We start from the raw sequence: 14,055 nt of genomic DNA on the forward strand, positions 1-14,055 counted from the left end.
TCCGGAGACCTTCTGGGCTACACAGTCGCCCTGCCGGGGGACCTCAACAAGGACGGGGAACCCATCTTCTACCCGGGCTCGAAGCTCGCCGCAGATCTGTCCCTGCCCCGAATCCACGAGCGCTGGTCCGGCCGCAGGCAGGATGAACCGATCGTCGAGCCGGTGGCCGCGTCGGGGCCGGCGCAGGCCCGGCGTCGGGCGAGCGCGGCGGTGTGGCAGGCGATCCTCGTCATGGACCGGACAGACGACGCGGCGACGGCCGCGTACATCGCCGCGGCCGGCGAGATCCTCGACGCCCTCGCGAAGACGAGTGCCGCCCACACCCGCCGTGAACTGCGTGATGCCGCCTTCGTGTTCGAGCGGGCATCCCGTTCTCACGTACGAGCCGAGCGTGGGCACGACCGGGCGCTGCGGCAGGCCGCTCGCGATCTCGTCGACAGCGGTCCCGCCCTGGGGCGCGGGGAGGACGGGGCGACGACTGCGATGGTGATCGACGCCGTGTTCTTCCTTGTGACTGTGGCCGGGCACTGGCATGCGAAGAAGGCACACGCGCAGCAGGCCGCCGCCGCCCACCTGGCGGCAGAGCACCTGCGGACCGCCTACCGAGCCGCCGCCGCGCAGCCCATGGGCGTGCTGGCCGTACGGGGCCGATCGCTGGCTCTTCCGGTGCTGCGCCGCCAGGTCCTCCGGGTCCGGGAAGCGCTGCCGACGGAGCTGGCGGAGCGGGTCCTGGCGGAAGCCGGGTGGGCGGCGCTGGCGGCGACCCTGGCCGATGCCGAGGCAGCCGGGTACGACGCCACCGCCCTGCTGGCCGACGCCGCCGCCCGACGGGAGCTGGGGAGCGCCGAGTCGGTGTCCGACGTGCTGGTGTGGCGGCTGCGCCGCGCTGCGGACCTGCCGGCCGACGCCCAGGCGATGCCCTTGCCCGACGGCGCCACCGCCTCGTCGGGCCCCACCGGACCGAAGGCCGAGAGCCCGGCGTCGAAGGGCACGCAGCGCCGCCGGAGGTGACCAGGCTTTCAGGAGTTTGTGAGTTGCCGCAGGTGGGGCCCATGGGGCACGCTTCTTGACCCACCGCCGTGTGCGGGGAGCCGACTGGGAGGGGAGCCCGAGTGTTCGGTCGCAGGAAGGCCAAGCAGGATCCTACGGAGCTGGGGCCGGCGGGTGTCCCGTGGCTGGCGCACCCGGAGCCGCAGTGGCCCGACCCGGTGCAGCAGACGCCCGCCCCCGCTCCGGCCGCCCCGGTGGTGGACGACTTCCTGCCGCCGGACTTCCGCATGGACACCGATGACGACCTGGCGGGCCGGCTCATGCCATGGCCGCGCCCCCTGGTCATCGAAGGCGATGTCCGTGCCTGCCCACAGTGCGAGGCGTACCGGGACTGGGTCGTCCTGTGCACTGAGGGGCGGATCTGGCTGCGCTGCCGCGACGGCCACGAGACCCTGGAGCCGCGGCTGGACGTGGCCTGGTACAACCGCAACAGCGGACCGAGCAACGGCAAGTTCGGCACGCTCGAGGAGGGCCTGCGCTCCATCGGCCACTGAACGGGTACCGCGCCCCTGGACCCCTGTGTTCCTTCCCTGCCGCTCCGAGGAGGCGGCCACGGTCAGCACACCCGCATCCGACCCAGGGAACCCGCATGCGCCTGCGCCATTCCACCGTCCTCACCAGCACCTTCCTCGCCCTCTGGGCGCTGACCAGCTGTTCCGCCCCGCCCTCCGACACGGCGTCTGCAGCGCCTCGGGCGGAGACCTCCATGCCCACCACCGGCAACCACGAAGTGCTGCCGTCGGATCGGCTGGCGGACCGGCTGCTCACCGCCGACGATCTCGGCCCCGGCTACGCTGCCCGCCCCGCCACATCCACGGCTTCGCCCGAGGCGTCCGTCGAGGGCTGCCCGCAGCTGGAGCAGCTGGGCAGCTCCGCGGACAACCCGTACGCGATGTTCCCGAACCAGGGGAAGCGGGTCCTCACCGGCCCCGGCGGCACCCAGCTGACCGAGGAGCTGTACTCCGCGCCGCCCAAGGACCTTTCCGCGGGGGTCGGGCGGATCATGACCGCGATGGGTGCTTGCCCGTCGTACCAACTGGTCACCGCCACCACCGTGGCGGAGGTCCGCACCCAGACGGTGCCGGTGCCCCGTCTCGGTGACGAGCAGTGGGGGCAGGTCCTCACCGTCATCGCCGGCGGGCAGCGCACCGTCGTCCAGCAGACCGTGATTCGCGACGGAGCCGTGCTGCTGGTCATCTCCGGCAGCCCAGCGGAAGTCGCCGTCCACGGGCAGACCGCCCTGGCCAAGGCAACAGCCCGCTGAACCCCCTTGTCCCCACCCTTCTATATGGAGGTTCCGTGACCGAGTTCATGTCCACCGAGGCCCTCACCCGTCTCACCGCCGCCAGCGATCCGCTGGTGCGGCTGATGCTGGCTCTCGCTTCCCTCGGAGCAGACCGGACGCAGATCCTTGGCGCCAGGTCCACCGGACGCCGCGATGAAATCGCGCTTCCGGAAAGCGAGCGAGCCACGGCGGCATTCGCCGAGCTGCAGTCCCTGCCCGGCGCAGCCAACGCCCAGGCGGTACGCCGCTCCGGCATCCGTGCCCGTGCTGCCCATCTCACGGAAAACCTGGCCGCAGACGGGGGCCTCCCGGCTGTGCGCTGGCACAAGCCCGGCGACCAGCCGCCCGGAGGTACCACGGGCCACGGCCGCTGACCAGTGGCCAAAGGCGACCGCCTTCGCATGGCGCCCCGCCCGACTCGCGCACAAGCGCTGAGGCCGGGCGGGGTGACGGTCGTCGGCGGGCATCGCGACCGTCTCCTGGAGCCGCACATCGATCGATGACCGTATTGCGACGCAAAAGGCCGACGGCCGGACCCAAAGGGGTCCGGCCGTCGGGGTATCAGACAGTCGGTTGCACAGTGAGCTGGCCCTCGCTGCTCTCCGGCAGGGTGTGGCGCAGCACCGGTGCGGGTGAGGCCAGGGAGGCGGCGAAGGCCGCAACGAGATCGTGTGGCGTGCTGGCGGAGAACATGGCGGCCCACAGGAGCCCGCCGCCCATCCTCGGTTCGCACCATGCCTGCCATCCCGCCGCTTCCACCTCGGGATCGAGGACGAGGGGGTCGCCGTCTTGAATGCCCTCGTTCGGCAAAGCGGTCAAGGCCATGGTGGCGGCCAGCCGCGGGTCGGACATGGCGGTGGGGGTATCGATGTCGCCGATCCAGCCACTGCTGGCGAGCGCGTCGAGAACCGCCTGCGGTCCGGCGTAGCCGTGGGCGGGATCCGGGCGGTCCTCCAGGGCGAGCAGGAAGTCGGTGACGACCTCGGCCGGGGTGCCGGCGGAGAAGTACGCACTCCACTGGGGAAGGCTGGCGGGGGTGGCGCGGGCAGAGACGGTCCATGCCACCGGCTGATCACCCAGGAGGATGGGCTCGTCGGCCAGCACCCACTGCGCCCAGCTCAGTGCGTCCGGAGCGATGTACAGGACGGTGCTGCGAAGAACCTGCCGGGCATCGTCCGATTCGTCGGGCTCACGTCTGCCTCGCACGAGGGTGAGGCTGGTCCAGCCCGCCGCGGTGAGGTGGGAGCCGACCTGGTCGGCAAGGAGGCCATCGTCGCCGGCGAGATGGCGCGGGGTGACCCAGTACGCGGGAAGGGAAGGGAAATCAGGGGACGGGGGCAGAAGTGCTCCTTGTCGTCAGGGGGTGTCGCGGCTCGTATCGTCGTCGGAGACGGCACGGAGCCGCCGTCCACGAGAAGGAGGCTCGACCGGAGGCATCCAGGTAAGGGCCTCGGCGACCGGCCTGGGGAGGTACCCGTATTGCACCGCCTCCGCGTCCTCGGCGAGATAGACGATCGGTCGCCCGTCCTGGTCCGTGCCCACTGTCACGGTGCCCATCTTGTGAGCCATGGGAAAGAAGGGGTTGATCGCGAGCCGAACGCGGGCGGCCGGGTCCGCCGCAGACAGGTGTTCCATCAGGTCGGCAACGGTCATCTCGGCACCAGGCTCGGGCTGGGGGGCCACGGTTCTCCTCACGGGTGGAAAGCGTTGTGGTGGGGGCGGATGTGCGCCGCGCGGCCTGCGGGAACGGACCACGGAAGGACGCGCGAGCAACTGGAGGACGGGAGGCGAGCGTCCCGGCCTCCAGGCGGAGTGGGCACTACTGCCGTCGAGCGGTGGCAAGCACCTCGGAAACGGTAACGGCGACTAGCCGTGCCGGGGTCTGCGGATCGAAGACGACACGGTAGCCGGGAACCTTCGCAGTACCGGTGACGGCCAGAACCCAGCCCTCGTCCTCGGATCCGGGCCGGCCTTCGGGAAACCAGCCGAGATAGAGCCTGCCGTCGGCCGAAGAGATATGGGTGTCGGCCCGGTCGTCGACGATGAGGGTGAAGTCGCCGTTCGCCTCAGGGAAGCAGTCGATGACCTCGGTCGGCTGGCCAGGCCCCAACAGCCAACTGTGCAACCGCAACTTCTCGATCGTGGTACGGAACCCGGCGTTCGATAGCTCCACGGTCACAAGCATCACCTCTCTGACCTGGTACAACCCCGAGTTGGGGGAAGGTCGTCTAGGTTGACATGCACTGCAACGTTGCACCAGTCATTGTGGGTTCTTTCCTGTCTGCCACCGGCGAACTCGACCCGGGTCGGCGCAGTCGTCCGGTCTCGGGCACGGCACACCTCGGCCGTCGCGCCTTGAGTGATGCCCCGGCCCAGTCGAAGGAGCGAGGGCCGCTGACAAGCCGCCGACAGGGCCGCGACGCAGAAGGTGTCCATCGGCACTCGCCGGCCGGGGGTTCGGTTCTGGCCATTTCGTCAGGAGCACCGCCACGGTGGGTGACGGTCGCTACCCTCCCCGGGAGGGAGCGCAGACCAAGATGCAGCAGCAGGAGGATCCATGCGCCGCTTTACACCTGCCTTCCGGGGCGAGCCGTGGACTGAGGGAATGGGTGTCCTCCACGTTTACGTCCTGCCGCGCCCCGGCGTCGATGATGACCTGCTGGCCCTGGCGCACGTGTAGGTTCGCATTTCGCGTGTCCCTTTCTCGTTGACGACGGCCTTTGTCCGACCGAAGGGACAACGCGGTGAGATGAACTCCTATGACTCACCGACTTCGGCAAGAAGGCACTCTCGCCGCCGCTCTGCCGTACGCGGGCCAGCTCGCTAAGGCGCCCAGCGCCTAATCGCACGCTATTCCCGGGCAACCTGTCACAACCGCCACCGTCCGAAGGCGTCAGCCGTTACGTTTCCGGCCTATGCAGTCCTTCATTTTCAAGCAGGGGCAGGAGTCCTGGGAGTCGGGGACCCTGCTCCACTGGTACATCGCCGTCGGCTGGGACGATCCACGCCACGACGCTCTTGCCCAGCGGCTCGCCCATCACGTCGTGCCGGGACGGGGAAGGATCGGTAGGCTTTGTCGAGTAATGCAAGAGTGCGGAGACATCGGTGGAAATGACAGATGAACGGCTCTGTGTGGTGTTCGTCCACGGATTCACCTCAAACGTCGCCGTTTGGGACCCCTTCGTTCAGCTGATCGCCCGAGATGATGATCTTAAGTTCGTCACCCCCCTGGCTTTCCCGTACGCGACTCCGTGGGTGTCGCTCAACCCGTTTCGCCGGATCCCGTCCATCGACACAGTCGCTGGTGGCCTAAAAGAGTTCTTGGACACCGAAACCGAGGGCTTCCAGCACTTGATGCTGGTGGGTCACAGTCAGGGCGGACTGGTCGTGCAGCGCTACCTGGCTAGCATGCTCAGTGCAGGACACGGACACGAACTGAGCCGCCGCATCCGCCGCGTCGTCTTGTTCGCCTGCCCAAATACCGGCTCAGGCATCGGCCTGAGCCTACGGCGTTGGCTCCTGCCCTTCCACCAGCAAGAACGGCAACTACGCCCCTTCAACGAGGAGGTTGCCAGGACCCAAAGCACGGTCATCAGCCAGGTCGTCCACGCCCGAGAGACCACCACTCACGCATGTCCGATCCCGTTCGCGGTCTACGGCGGCATGGAAGACAACATCGTCAGTCCTGCCTCGTCGATCGGCGCCTTCCACGACGCCGCCGCGTTCCTACCGGGTGACCACTTCACTATCGTGAAGCCCGACTCACATCGGCACAGCTCTTACACCGCCATGAAACGGCACCTCCTGCTCTCGCGCGGCGACAGCGGACCGCCCGTGGAGACACTGGACACCGTCAGCGCAGCGGCACTGGAAGTCCAAACCGCCGTGTCGCCCGGCAACGCCACCCACTCCCCGACGTCCCTGACGCCCTACCTGTCGCGCGACCACGACACAGCACTCCGCGACGCCCTCAAGCTGGCCCTGGACGGCGGCCAGTCGGTCCTGGCTGTGCTCACCGGCGACTCGTCCACCGGCAAAACCCGTGCCCTGTACGAAGCTCTCCACGACCTCGCCCCTACCCGCCCACTCCTACGGCCGGCCTCAGCCAATGATCTGCTCGCCCTCATCGAGAGTGGTCGGATCACGAGTGGGGGGGTGCTGTGGCTCAACGAGGCGCAACGGTTTCTGGACGGGTCCGCAGGTGAGCAGGCAGCCGCCAAGCTTCGGGATCTGCTGGAGAGACAGCCAGGTGTGGCGGCGGTGGGAACCCTGTGGACCGACCCGCACTGGAACGACCTCACCATCCAAGGGAGCCGGGGTGATCCGCACAGTCAGGCCCGAGCCCTGCTCACGGGCTCGCTCGCCCGGCGGATTGAGGTCGCCTCCGTATTGTCGGGCAACGACCTTGATCGCTGGCGGGACCTCGCCCAGCAGACGGGGGACCTTCGGCTGGAACAGGCGCGGAGGGCCGGGGAGGGCGACGGGCGGGTGGTGCAGCACCTCAGTGGCGGTCCGGAACTGCTGGAGGCCTACCGCCGTCCCCCTGGAGCTCGTTTCACCCATCCTGAGCACGCGCTGATCACCGCTGCGCTGGACGCCCGCCGCCTTGGCCACCATGCACCGATCCCTGCCGCTCTGCTCGCCGACGCCGCCGACGGTGCCCTCGCTCCCAGTCACCACAGCCCGGACCCTGACTGGGCGGACCATGCCCTGCACGCACTAAGCACCGGCGCTCGCCTTGACAGCAATCGCACCGACGTCCGCCATACCCTCACCTCCCTCACGGCTGTGCGCCCCTACGCAGGGGCCCCCGCTGGCTACGATCCCGCCGCCTTCCTCGACCAGCACACCCGCATCCGACGCGCCGACCAGCTCGGCGCCCCCTCCCTATGGGAGGCTCTGACCACCCATACGAGCGACCCCGACGACCTGAACCGCCTCGCGGACGCCGCTTGGGACCGCGGCCTGTATAAACAAGCCATCCAACTGCGACGCAAGGCCGTCCTCGCAGGTCACCCCACCGCGCACTCCGATCTGATCCGGCGCCCCATGGGGGGTATAGCCGACCCCCACCATCACGCCGCTCTGTGGGTCGCCACCCACGCTGACCTGACCAACCCGAATGTGTCTGCTGACCTGCTGGGGGAGCTGCGTGAAGTCGGTGCAGACCAGGCCCTGACAGCGCTGATGAACCGGGACCCGGTCGCCCAGGCCCGCCTCACTGACCCGTATGGCGTCGCCTCGCTGCTGGTGGCGCTGGACGAATCCAGTGCGGCCAAGGCCAAGGCGGCGTTGCTGGACCGGGATCCCGCCAGCCACGTTGACCTCACCGACCCGCTCGGCGTCGCCTTTCTGGTGCTCGTGCTGAAGACAGAGGGCGCAGACCAGGCCCTGACGGCGCTGCTGGACCGGGACCCCATCGCCCACGTTGATCCCCACAACCCGCGGGGCATCGCCTACCTGGCGCATTCGCTGTACCCGTTCGATCCGGCGCGGGCCTCGATGGCGCTGATGAGCCTGGAGGACACCGACCACACCGACGTCCACAAAAGAATCCACACCCACGACTCCGACCGCACCCATGACGCCATGCTGATGGAGGCGCTTGAGGGAGCTGACCCGGAGCAGACCGTAATGGCGCTAATGGACCGGCACCTCAACGCCCTCACCAACCCGGACAGCGTCGCCAGGCTGCTGCACAAGTTGAAGCATGCCCATGTCCGCTTCCCCCGTGCCACGGAACAAGCCGTAACGGCGCTGCTGGACCGGGCCGTCGCCCACACCGACCTCACCGATCCGGGCGGGGTCGCCCACCTGCTGATGGTGCTGCGGCATGCCGGTGCAGACCAGGCCGTGACGGCACTGCTCGGCCGAGACCCCGTCGCCCACGTCGACCTCACCAAGCTGACGGGCGTCGCAGCGCTCCTGCGGCAACTGCGGGAAACCGGTGAAAACCAAGCCGTGACGGCACTGCTGGACCGGGACCCCGTCGCCCACATTGACCGCAACGACCTGCATGGCATCGGCATTCTCCTGAGGGACCTGCGGGAAGCCGGCGTAGACCAGGCCGTGACGGCCCTGCTGGAACGGGTTCCCATCGCCCAAATTGACCCGCTCGTGGACGACTGGATACTCCTGTCGGAGCTGCGGAAAGCTGGTGCGAAGCAGGCTGCTGACACCCTGTCGCGCCGATTGGCGGACGCCGGTAAGTACCAGCACCATGGCGGCTACGGGAGGGAGACCGATGGCCGTCCCGCAACCCCGTGGACCTGGAGCAACATCCCGCTTCCGAGCTGACTCTGACCGAGGCTGGTGGTGCCAGCAGTAAGGGGACTCGCTCGAGGGAAGTTGATGGGCCAAGATCGCGGGACGGAATCCCGCGGCCCAAAAGCGAGATAACCGGCAGAAGCCCGGGCCGAACGGAATGGGGCACTCCGAATTGGGTGCGACATCGCCGTGTAGCGTCTCAGAATGAGTGACCAATTTTCATTCTAAGTGGCCACTGTCTGACCAATTGACCATGCATGTGAGACGGATATCTGTCCCGTCGCACTCCAGCTGTCAGATTCTCAATGCTCTGCAGACTGACCTTGCGGATTCTCATTCGCTGCGGAGGCGGACCAGACGTTGAGGCCGCCTCCCGGCAGGGACACGAACCGCCACCCTCCGGATCCTGTAAAAGGAACTGGACAGACCCCAGCCCGGGGCGGCACCCGTGCCGTGCTCGGCGACGACGCCTGCCAGTACGAATTTGGAATTCAGCACCTGACAACGGCCTACGCCGACGCGGACTCCGACGCGGCGCAACGTCTCCTCCGACGAGTACGGCCGAGCCGTGCTCCGCTACACATCAACGCGGTGCACCTCGTCGACGTCACCGCGGACCTTCAAGCCAAGACGATCACTTGAGAAGACGTGATGCAGGTCCCTCTCGGCACAGCTCGCTGACTCGGCTCCGACCGAGGCGGAGCCAACCGAGTGGTAGACCGGGCAGCGCAAAGGACAAGATCGTGAGACAGAAGTGCCGTGTCCCTCGAATGAGACGGCTGATGAAGCCCAGGTCACCATGACGGAACGGGACATTCCGAATGTGGGCCTACAGCACGCCTGCCGACCCGCGTTGCTGGAGCACCCCATCGATCCTGCCCGCCCGAGCCCGGGGATCCGGGCACTCTGCACATTACCGTGGAGATGGTCGCGGACGTCGCCTCTGCGGACATCGGCGTCGGCGAGCGCCAGGACCTGATTCGCGCCCTGCGCAAGGAACTGGCTGCAGTGGCCCCCTTCGACACCGAAGTGGGCCCGCCCATCGCCAACTCGGCCGGCGCCGTGTTCGACGTGTGGCCCGACGAGGAGGCAGTCTTCCTGCAGGGACGGGTCCGGTCCGCGATCCGCGCCACCCGGGGGGAGACGTCATTGCAGCACAGTGGCGGTCGGCCGCACATGTCGGTGGGCTACAGCTACGCCTCCGCCGAATCCGATGCCCTGAACAGCACCCTGCGCAACACCATCACCCCGCGCCGCGCCCCACTGCGGGTCGACGCCGTGCACCTGCTGGACGTCCGCTACGACACCGCGCCGGACACCGGCGGCTGGCGCATGACCTGGGAGTCTCTCGCCGAGATCCCCCTCACTGGTTGACCGCGGTACCCCGGTACGCGGCGGTGGTTGGGCGGTTCACCTCCACTCGGTGGGGTCCTGCGGGTCCCGTACTTCGTACTGGCCGGGCCGCTCCGCTGAGCTGATGCCGAGGCGGAATGTGTCCTGCCCCACCAGTGCGTCCAGGAGGAGGGGCGGGCGCGGGAGCAGGACGTTTCGCGGGTACTCGGCGGGGACGATCAGCCGCTCCAACCACCATCTGGCCCACCCGTAGATCACCGACGGGTACAGGTCCGCCGGCCCCTGGTCCTCACTGCGCACCATCACCGTGTACCCGGCGGGCTCCCAGACCGACCGCGGCTGGACCCGCACCCACACGAGCGCGCTCCGGTCGCTGGTCACCGCGCCGACAATCATCGCTCCCGGATGGTCTTGTACACCGTCGTGCAGAAGGTCGAAGGCCTTCTCGTAGGACGTCGAGCGGGCGTCCGCCACCACGACCGAGGCGCTCTCGCTGATCTTCGGGACGCCCGTCGGAGCCAGGAAGTGTGTGGTGGGGTGATCGTTCTGGAACTCGGGCTCAGGAGGCAGCAAGATAAGCCGGACCCGCACACCCTCATCTTCGGAGACCTCGGTCGCCACGGTCCTCGGGTTCACACCGTGCCGCCAGCGAAGTCCAGTCGGTCACGCAGCGAGGGAGAGAGGAGGTACCGGATGCCCTCCAGCGCCCCAATCCCCCAACGTCGCGAGGCATCCAAGTCCACCCAGTCGGGGGCGTCGTCCGAAGGGCTGTTGTCGGTGCGCAGGACGCGCCACCGCGTGGCTACCGGGTCGTCGGCATCGTCCAGGTCGTGCCCCAGCCGGACTAGCTGCGCCTCCCATCGCCCTACGACATCAGGGTCCGTCTCTCCCTGCCGTCGCGCCACGAGGTCCTCGACCGGACCGCGGCCGATATCGCGCGGATGGGTACCCGTCTCGCAGGCCAGGATGTAGAGCAACGTAGCCAGTCCGGCGGCGCCGTCGGCGAGTTCCCCGCCATCCGGATCACGTTCGTACGCGAAGGATCCGTCGGGCCATACCGGGCCGAGAATCTCGCGGGCGCGGTCCCATGCCGCTTGCCATTCCGCGGGACCGCCTGCGCCTTGCCACCGTCGCGACCGCTCGTCCAGCATCGTCATAGGTCGCATTCTGCCGTCTCAAGATGACCATCGACAGGACTTTCCGGGTCCTCGCCCGTGAGGCCAGCTCGGCGGAAATCACCGTCCTGCGGCCGTTTGAGCGTACGCCGGGCATGGGCGAAGCTCGCGCAGCTGACCTCAGGACAGCTGCGGGATGCTCAACGCCAGGTGGCCCCAGGAACCTGTCTGGTTCCCGGGGCCGGTGATGGTGAGGTCAGTTGTCGTCGCTACGCCGGTGCTGGCCGGTGCCGGTTTCGCTCTCGTCGTTCTTACGGCGGCGGGCGGCGTAGACGGCTCCGCCTCCGGCTGCGAGGAGAAGGCCGCCGGCTGCCAGGAGCCACCCGTTGGTGCTGTCGGCGCCAGTGTGGGCGAGGGAGCCTTCGGGCTTGACGTCAGGTGCGGTGGAGGTCGCGGTAGCGGTGCCGATCTCCGGGCTGCTGGAGGGGGATGCCGCATCGGTCGGCTCCCCGGTGCCGGTCGAGGGCGAGCCGGTCGGCGTGGGCTGGGAGGTGGGATCGCCGGTGGGCTTGGCCGTCGGCTTCCCCGTCGGTTCCTCGGTGGGCTTGGCCGTGGCCGCGTTCGTGAAGGCCGCGGTGGTCTCAGCTCCGGGCTTGGCCGTGATCTCCACCGGGGTGGTCTCCAGTCGGTAGCCGTCGGGGGCCTTGGTCTCGGTGGCGGTGTAGGCGCTGCCTGTCTTCTTGCCGACGGGGAGGGGGGCCTTGGCGGTGCCGTCCGGGCCGGTGGTGAGGGTGAAGGCGCCCTTGTCGTCCTTGGCGTCCTTCGGGGCGATGTTGACGATGGCTCCGGCCAGGCCCTTGCCTGTGGCCTTGTCGGTGACCTTGAGGGTGAGGCCGGCGGACTTGTACGGGTCGGTGATTGCCAGGACCTTGGGCTCGCCGGGTGCGACGACGACGTCCTGGTCGGGGACGGTGCCCAGCAGCGGGCTGCCGGAGGCGGTCTCCTTGAGGCGTACGACGCCGGGGGCGAGGTCGGAGAAGGCCAGGGTGCCGTCGGAGCCGGTCTTGCCCTCGGCGAGCGTCTTGCCCGCGGAGTCGAGCAGCTGGAAGGCGGCTCCGGGGGCGGGCTGGCCTTCAGGGTCCGTCTTGACGATACGCAGTCCGGCCTTGTCCGCCGGCGCCGGGGCGCCCTGGTCCTTGGGGGCTTCGGCGGACGGCGAGGGGGCTGCGGTGGCACTGGTGGCCGGGCTGGTCAGGACGGTGGCGGCAGTCAGAGCGAGTGCGGTGAACAGGAGGGGACGGTTCTTCATCAGGGTGCTCCGGGCGGGATCGTGCGGTGCGGGACGGTGTAGCGCGGGCTCCGAAAGCGGGGCCCGGCAGCGCGATGGGTCAGTTGGGGGCGTCGCCCGTACGGCGGCGGCGGTTGATCAGGTAGAGGCCGCCTCCTGCGGCGAGCAGGGCGGTGGCTCCGCCGGCCAGCCAGGTGGTGGCGTCGGCGCCGGTGTGAGCGAGGGATCCGGGCGGCGACGTCGGCGGGGTGGTGGCCGGGGGTGTCGCGGGCGGGGTGCTCGGGCTCGGCGGCGTGGTCGCGGTGGGCTTGTCGGCGAGGGTGACGGTGACGTCGGCGCCGGGCCGGGCGGTGAACGCGACCGGTGTGGCACCGAGTTGGTAGCCCTCGGGGGCCTTGGTCTCGCCGGCCCAGTAGCGGGTGCCCGCCTTGAGCGTGACGTCGAGGGAGACGGCCGCGGTGCCGTCGGTCCCGGTGGTGAGGCTGGTGATCACCTTGCCGGGGGTGTGCTTGCCGGTCTTGTCCGTCTCGTCGGCGCGGATGGCGATGACCGCGCCCGGCAGGGTCTTGCCGGTGTTCTTGTCGGTCTTCTTCACCGACAGGCGGGCCTTCTTGAACGGGTCGACGAGGTCGAGGGGGTTGGCCTGGGCGGTGCGTCCGGCGGTGATCGTGATGGTCTGCTCGGGGACCAGGTCGTGGACGGGGCTGCCGGAGGAGGTCTCGCGCAGCCGGTAGGTGCCGGCGGGGAGCTTGTCGAAGACGAGGCTGCCCTGTTCATCCGTCTTGCCTGCGGCGACCTGCTTGCCGTCGGAGTCCAGGAGCTGGAACGCGGCGCCGACCAGGCGGGTGCCTTCGGGGTCCTTCTTGCGGATCGTCACACCGCCGGTTTCCTCGCCGACGGTGATGGCGGCGGAGTCCTTGACGCTGGTGGTGCCCCCGGCGAGCAGCATCCGCTGGGCGGCCGGGTTCTTGGGCGTGAGGACCTGCAGCCCCATGGCGGGCAGCCCCTCGGCTGTCGCGGTGACGCTGGCGGTCCCGGGCTTCTCGGCGGTGAACTCCCAGGCGCCCGTGCCGTTGTCGTTGGTGGTGACCTTGCCGGATGCAGTGCCTGAGCCTGACTCGGCGAGCGTGACGGCGACCTTCGGGACCGGCGTGCCGGCGGTGGTGGTGACCTTCACCGCGACGGTGACCTTCGTCCCGGCGGTGGTGGTCTTCACCGACGGCGTGATCTGGAGGGTGTAGGGGCCCGCGAGCTTCTTGGCCTCGGCGACGTAGCCCTGGGCGAGGGTGCGGGCGGTCCGGGAGACGACCGGGTACGCCAGGCGCTGCTTGCCTCGGTCGCCGTCGAGGGCGTAGGTGCCGCCGGCCAGGTACTCGTACACCACGGCGTCGACCGCGGCGGCCTGGGCGTTGTCGCGGGTCTGCCCGTACTTGCCGATCACATAGGCGGCCTGGGCCAGGTTCTCCTTGGTGACGGGCTTCCCGGTCACCGACGACGTCCAGGACGGGACCGGCTGCGGGTCGCCGTAGCCTCCGGCATCGGCCGGGCCCTTGCGTTCAGGGTCGGCGCAGTAGGTCTCGGTGTCGCCGTGGACGGCCGGTCCGGGCGGGCCGTAGGCACCGATGTGGCTGGAGGCGGCGTGTCCCTCGGAGTCGGGGATGGTGTAGCCGGGGCCCAGCACCACGGAGGCTTCCGGG

General features: G+C 69.2%; 12 protein-coding genes and 1 pseudogene. 6 read left to right on the top strand and 7 right to left on the bottom strand.

The window, feature by feature from the left end; translation table 11 throughout:
* From ACWGDE_RS26295 to ACWGDE_RS26310, 4 genes and pseudogenes are all read left to right on the top strand, one after another.
* Nucleotides 1-1,011, top strand: a pseudogene (locus ACWGDE_RS26295) (mobilization protein); the annotation flags it as partial.
* Between the two features lie 101 nt (nt 1,012-1,112).
* The gene (locus tag ACWGDE_RS26300; RefSeq protein WP_453391501.1) at nt 1,113-1,544 is read left to right on the top strand and encodes a hypothetical protein; all 432 of its coding nucleotides are present in this window, start codon (nt 1,113-1,115) and stop codon (nt 1,542-1,544) included.
* Nucleotides 1,545-1,639: 95 nt separating this feature from the next.
* Complete coding sequence (locus ACWGDE_RS26305; protein WP_453391502.1) at nt 1,640-2,314, top strand: hypothetical protein; 675 nt, start codon at nt 1,640-1,642, stop codon at nt 2,312-2,314.
* A gap of 35 nt (nt 2,315-2,349) precedes the next feature.
* Nucleotides 2,350-2,709, top strand: a complete 360-nt coding sequence (locus ACWGDE_RS26310; RefSeq protein WP_453391503.1) for a hypothetical protein — start codon at nt 2,350-2,352, stop codon at nt 2,707-2,709.
* A gap of 187 nt (nt 2,710-2,896) precedes the next feature.
* On the opposite strand, the gene ACWGDE_RS26315 is transcribed toward ACWGDE_RS26310, so the two are convergent.
* From ACWGDE_RS26315 to ACWGDE_RS26325, 3 genes are all read right to left on the bottom strand, one after another.
* On the bottom strand, nt 2,897-3,541 hold the full coding sequence (locus ACWGDE_RS26315; protein WP_453391504.1) for a DUF317 domain-containing protein: 645 nt from the start codon (nt 3,539-3,541) through the stop codon (nt 2,897-2,899).
* Nucleotides 3,542-3,691: 150 nt separating this feature from the next.
* Entirely contained in the window at nt 3,692-3,988 is a 297-nt protein-coding gene (locus tag ACWGDE_RS26320) for a hypothetical protein (RefSeq protein ID WP_453391505.1), read from the bottom strand.
* A gap of 166 nt (nt 3,989-4,154) precedes the next feature.
* Nucleotides 4,155-4,520 carry a DUF317 domain-containing protein gene (locus ACWGDE_RS26325; RefSeq protein WP_453391511.1) on the bottom strand — a complete coding sequence of 122 codons (366 nt, stop codon included), beginning with the start codon at nt 4,518-4,520 and terminating at the stop codon, nt 4,155-4,157.
* A 920-nt stretch (nt 4,521-5,440) separates the two neighbouring features.
* On the opposite strand from ACWGDE_RS26325, the gene ACWGDE_RS26330 reads away from it, so the two are divergent.
* Nucleotides 5,441-8,632, top strand: coding sequence for a hypothetical protein (locus ACWGDE_RS26330; RefSeq protein ID WP_453391506.1), 3,192 nt, complete (start codon nt 5,441-5,443; stop codon nt 8,630-8,632).
* Nucleotides 8,633-9,514: 882 nt separating this feature from the next.
* Nucleotides 9,515-9,976 carry a 2'-5' RNA ligase family protein gene (locus ACWGDE_RS26335; protein WP_453391512.1) on the top strand — a complete coding sequence of 154 codons (462 nt, stop codon included), beginning with the start codon at nt 9,515-9,517 and terminating at the stop codon, nt 9,974-9,976.
* A 36-nt stretch (nt 9,977-10,012) separates the two neighbouring features.
* Here the strand turns inward: ACWGDE_RS26335 and ACWGDE_RS26340 are convergent, their stop codons facing one another.
* The 4 genes from ACWGDE_RS26340 to ACWGDE_RS26355 all read right to left on the bottom strand — a co-directional run.
* Nucleotides 10,013-10,528 (bottom strand): hypothetical protein, encoded by a 516-nt coding sequence (locus ACWGDE_RS26340; protein ID WP_453391507.1) that lies wholly within the window; start codon nt 10,526-10,528, stop codon nt 10,013-10,015.
* Between the two features lie 59 nt (nt 10,529-10,587).
* Nucleotides 10,588-11,112 carry a hypothetical protein gene (locus ACWGDE_RS26345; RefSeq protein ID WP_453391508.1) on the bottom strand — a complete coding sequence of 175 codons (525 nt, stop codon included), beginning with the start codon at nt 11,110-11,112 and terminating at the stop codon, nt 10,588-10,590.
* Between the two features lie 214 nt (nt 11,113-11,326).
* A complete protein-coding gene (locus ACWGDE_RS26350) occupies nt 11,327-12,379 on the bottom strand; it encodes an MSCRAMM family protein (RefSeq protein WP_453391509.1) in 1,053 nt (350 codons plus the stop codon).
* A 79-nt stretch (nt 12,380-12,458) separates the two neighbouring features.
* A partial coding sequence (locus ACWGDE_RS26355; RefSeq protein ID WP_453391510.1) for an MSCRAMM family protein occupies nt 12,459-14,055 on the bottom strand: 1,597 nt, incomplete at its 5' end.

The organism is Streptomyces sp. NPDC054956, assembly GCF_053609185.1.

Coding starts and splice junctions, on each gene's coding strand:
- ACWGDE_RS26305 (WP_453391502.1), top strand. CDS start 1,640: ATGCGCCTGCGCCATTCCACCGTCCTCACCAGCACCTTCCTCGCCCTC.
- ACWGDE_RS26320 (WP_453391505.1), bottom strand. CDS start 3,988: ATGACCGTTGCCGACCTGATGGAACACCTGTCTGCGGCGGACCCGGCC.
- ACWGDE_RS26325 (WP_453391511.1), bottom strand. CDS start 4,520: ATGCTTGTGACCGTGGAGCTATCGAACGCCGGGTTCCGTACCACGATC.
- ACWGDE_RS26345 (WP_453391508.1), bottom strand. CDS start 11,112: ATGACGATGCTGGACGAGCGGTCGCGACGGTGGCAAGGCGCAGGCGGT.
- ACWGDE_RS26350 (WP_453391509.1), bottom strand. CDS start 12,379: ATGAAGAACCGTCCCCTCCTGTTCACCGCACTCGCTCTGACTGCCGCC.